The following is a 3144-nucleotide window of genomic DNA, read 5'->3' on the forward strand; positions in this document are numbered from 1 at the left end:
CCGCTGCGGCGGTCTTTTTTTTGCCCTCTTCCGCATCGTCCGCCCGTGCGAAACGCCCCATTACCACCGCACGCCCGTGCAGAACAGGCAACACTCGTTGTATTTTTGCAAAACCTGTCATTTTTGATAGGTATCAGGCGTAAAGACATTGCTTAGCGTAACAATATTGACGCGCCGCATTAATTGATACGCGCACATGTTTCGCCTCGGGACCAAGACGATGATGCCAGACCGCCACCCTGCCGGGATGTTCGCCAACCCGGCAATCCTGCTGACGGGAGCGCTGCTGTCGCTGCTCGTCGGCGCCGGCGCCCACCTGGCCACCTCCGAAGCGATCGAGAGCGACGCCAGCACCCGCTTTCGCACCATGGCGCGCGCGGCCCAGTACACCATCGACGCCCGCATCAAGAGCTACAGCGATGTCTTGCGCGGCACCGCCGGGCTGTTTCGCGCCACCGAATACACCAGCGCCGACGAGTTCCGCCAGTACGTCGAGCAGCTCGACATCGAACGCAATTTTCCCGGCATCGAGGTGATCAATTACGCGCGCACGGTGCACGCCGACGGCCTCGCCGAGCTCGACCGCGAGCTGCTCGCACGCATGCGCATGCTCGGCATCCAGGGCGACGCCGCGCCGCTGCTTCCCCTGCCCGGCCGCGACACCTATACCGTGCTGGTCTACATCGAACCGCGCTCCCGCCCTTCGCTCGAAAAGCTCGGCATGGACCTGGAAGCGCGCGGCTACACGCGCCAGGTGCTGGCCCATGCGCGCGACGCCAACATCCTGAGCGCCTCGGGCACGCGCATCGCGCTCCAGCCCGGACCGAACCAGAGCAGCCAGGCGCTGCGCATGCCGGTCTACCGCATCGGCATGCCGACCGGCACCGTGGCCGAACGCCGCCTGGCCTACATGGGCTCGGCCGGCATCGGCTTCAGCGTGGCCCGCCTGATGGGCGGCATCCTGGACGAATTCCCGGTGAAGGGCACGCGCCTGGTGGTCACCGACCTGACCGAGGTGCCGCCCGAGCCGGGCGAAGCGCCGCCGCGCGCCATCCTCTACGACAGCCAGGCCACGGCCAGGGACCCGCACCCGGCGCTGCCGCCGGAAGACGCCAGCGTGTTCTCGGCCAGCCTGCCGATCGAGTTCAACCAGCGCCTGTGGCGGGCCGACTTCAGCATTCCCCGCTCCGCGCTCTACACCAGCTTCGACATCTATTACCCGTGGCTGGCCGCTTTCGCCGGCTTCATGAGCACGGCCCTGCTGTACGCGCTGTTCCAGACCATGGCCTTCTCGCGCCGCAACGCCCTGCGCATGGCCGAGGACATGACGCGCGAGCTGCGCGCCAGCCAGGCCAAGCTGCAGGCCAGCCACGAGAAGCTGCGCCTGCTGGCGGCGCACGCGGAACAGATCAAGGAAGGCGAACGCAAGCGCATCGCGCGCGAGATCCACGACGACCTGGCGCAAAGCCTGCTGGCGCTGAAGATCGAGGCCGAGTTCCTGGCCAACCGCACCCGCGGCGGCCACAAGCGCCTGCATGCGCGCGCCGACGCCACGGTGCGCCAGATCGACGTCACCATCCGCAGCGTGCGCCAGATCATCAACGACCTGCGGCCCAACGTGCTCGACCTGGGCCTGAGCGCGGCGGTCGACTGGCAGGTGGCGGACTTCGCGCGCCGCACCGGCATCGCCTGCGAGCTGGTGGACGACGACGGCGACTACCGCATCGACGACCACTGCGCCACCGCCTTCTTCCGCATCCTGCAGGAATCGCTCAACAACGTGGCGCGCCACGCCCACGCCACCCGGGTCTGGATCGATTTGCGCCAGCACGCCGACATGCTCACCATGACCATCCGTGACAACGGCGTCGGCATGCAGCCTGGCAGCCGCAACCGCAACGGCTCCTTCGGCCTGGTCGGGATCGAGGAAAGGGTCGGCATCCTGGGCGGCTCGTTCTCGGTCAGCAGCGGCCCGGAAACCGGGACCACGATCGTCGTCACGATCCCCGTTACCGGGCCCATCGCGCCCGCCCAGGACGGCATCCGCGCCGCCTCGGTCGCCGTGGCCGCCTAACGCAGAAATCATTCCGCTGGGCAGTTGTGGTTGAAAAATCACATCAATCAATGGTTGAGCAAGCTCAACAGTTCCACTGACTGCCCGCAGGAAAATGGTTATCGCTGTGAACGCTCAAGACGGCATGCCGTCTTGTTTCTCCATCCATTCATGCAGGAGGATTATTCGCCTTACCCGCTTCAACCAAAACAGGGACCCAGCAGTATCCACCATCAAAATACTGACAACAGAGGTGAACACGATGTCGACGAAAACTGAATTTGCAGCTTTTGAAGCACTTGACCTCACACCGATCAAGATGAAACTGATGCACGTGGAATCCGGCGAAGGCTGGTCCGAAGTGCGCGCCAACGCCGTCGAAGCGGAATACCGGCGCTACCTGTTCCTGGTGAAGAAGTACCCGGACGAGCAGGCGTCGCCGACGGTCGACGTCGACACCTTCTGGCACTACCACATCCTCGACACCATGAAGTACGCGCGCGACTGCGAGCAGGTGTTCGGCTACTTCCTGCACCACTATCCCTATGTCGGCATCGGCGAGCAGGCCGTCGAAGGCGAACAGGTGCGCGCCGGCGAACGCATGCGCGAACTGTACGCCGCCGAATTCGGCACACCGGCCGCGGGCCAGGAAGCCTGGTGCGCCTCGCCGGGCAAGCCGCTGATGGAAGCCGGCGATCCGGCCTGGTGCGCTGCGCCGGGCAAGGCCTTGAGCAAGGGCGGCGACGGCGCATGGTGCGCTTCGCCGGGCAAGGGCAGCGACAGCGCGTGGTGTGCTTCGCCGGGCAAGGGCAGCGACAGCGCATGGTGTGCTTCGCCGGGCAAGGGCAGCGACAGCGCGTGGTGCGCTTCGCCGGGCAAGGGCAGCGACACGGCATGGTGCGCGTCGCCGGGCAAGGCCTTGGCCGAAGCCGTCAAGACCGCGTGGTGTGCTTCCCCCGGCAAGGCAGTCGCCAGCGCGAACCAGACGGCCTGGTGCGCTTCGCCGGGCAAGGCGCAGCTCGCGGCCTGATTCCGCCATCCCTCCCCGGGGGGGGGGCCCCGGGGGGGGGGGGCGCCCCCCCCCCCCGCGC

2 protein-coding genes are annotated in these 3144 nt (G+C 66.6%); both read left to right on the forward strand.

Annotated features, from left to right (window positions below; all coding sequences use genetic code 11):
- The first annotated feature begins 220 nt into the window (after positions 1-220).
- The gene (locus J8847_RS23895) at positions 221-2074 is read left to right on the forward strand and encodes a CHASE domain-containing protein (RefSeq protein WP_229513192.1); all 1854 of its coding nucleotides are present in this window, start codon (positions 221-223) and stop codon (positions 2072-2074) included.
- Between the two features lie 298 nt (positions 2075-2372).
- Entirely contained in the window at positions 2373-3083 is a 711-nt protein-coding gene (locus J8847_RS23900) for a glycine-rich domain-containing protein-like (RefSeq protein WP_229513194.1), read from the forward strand.
- Positions 3084-3144 lie beyond the last annotated feature (61 nt).

This window comes from Massilia sp. AB1 (assembly GCF_018119385.1).
GTDB lineage: Bacteria > Pseudomonadota > Gammaproteobacteria > Burkholderiales > Burkholderiaceae_D > Telluria.

What these genes read in the sequence shown, in the direction of transcription:
- J8847_RS23895 (WP_229513192.1), top strand. Translation starts at nt 221, where the DNA reads ATGATGCCAGACCGCCACCCTGCCGGGATGTTCGCCAACCCGGCAATC.
- J8847_RS23900 (WP_229513194.1), top strand. Translation starts at nt 2,373, where the DNA reads ATGAAACTGATGCACGTGGAATCCGGCGAAGGCTGGTCCGAAGTGCGC.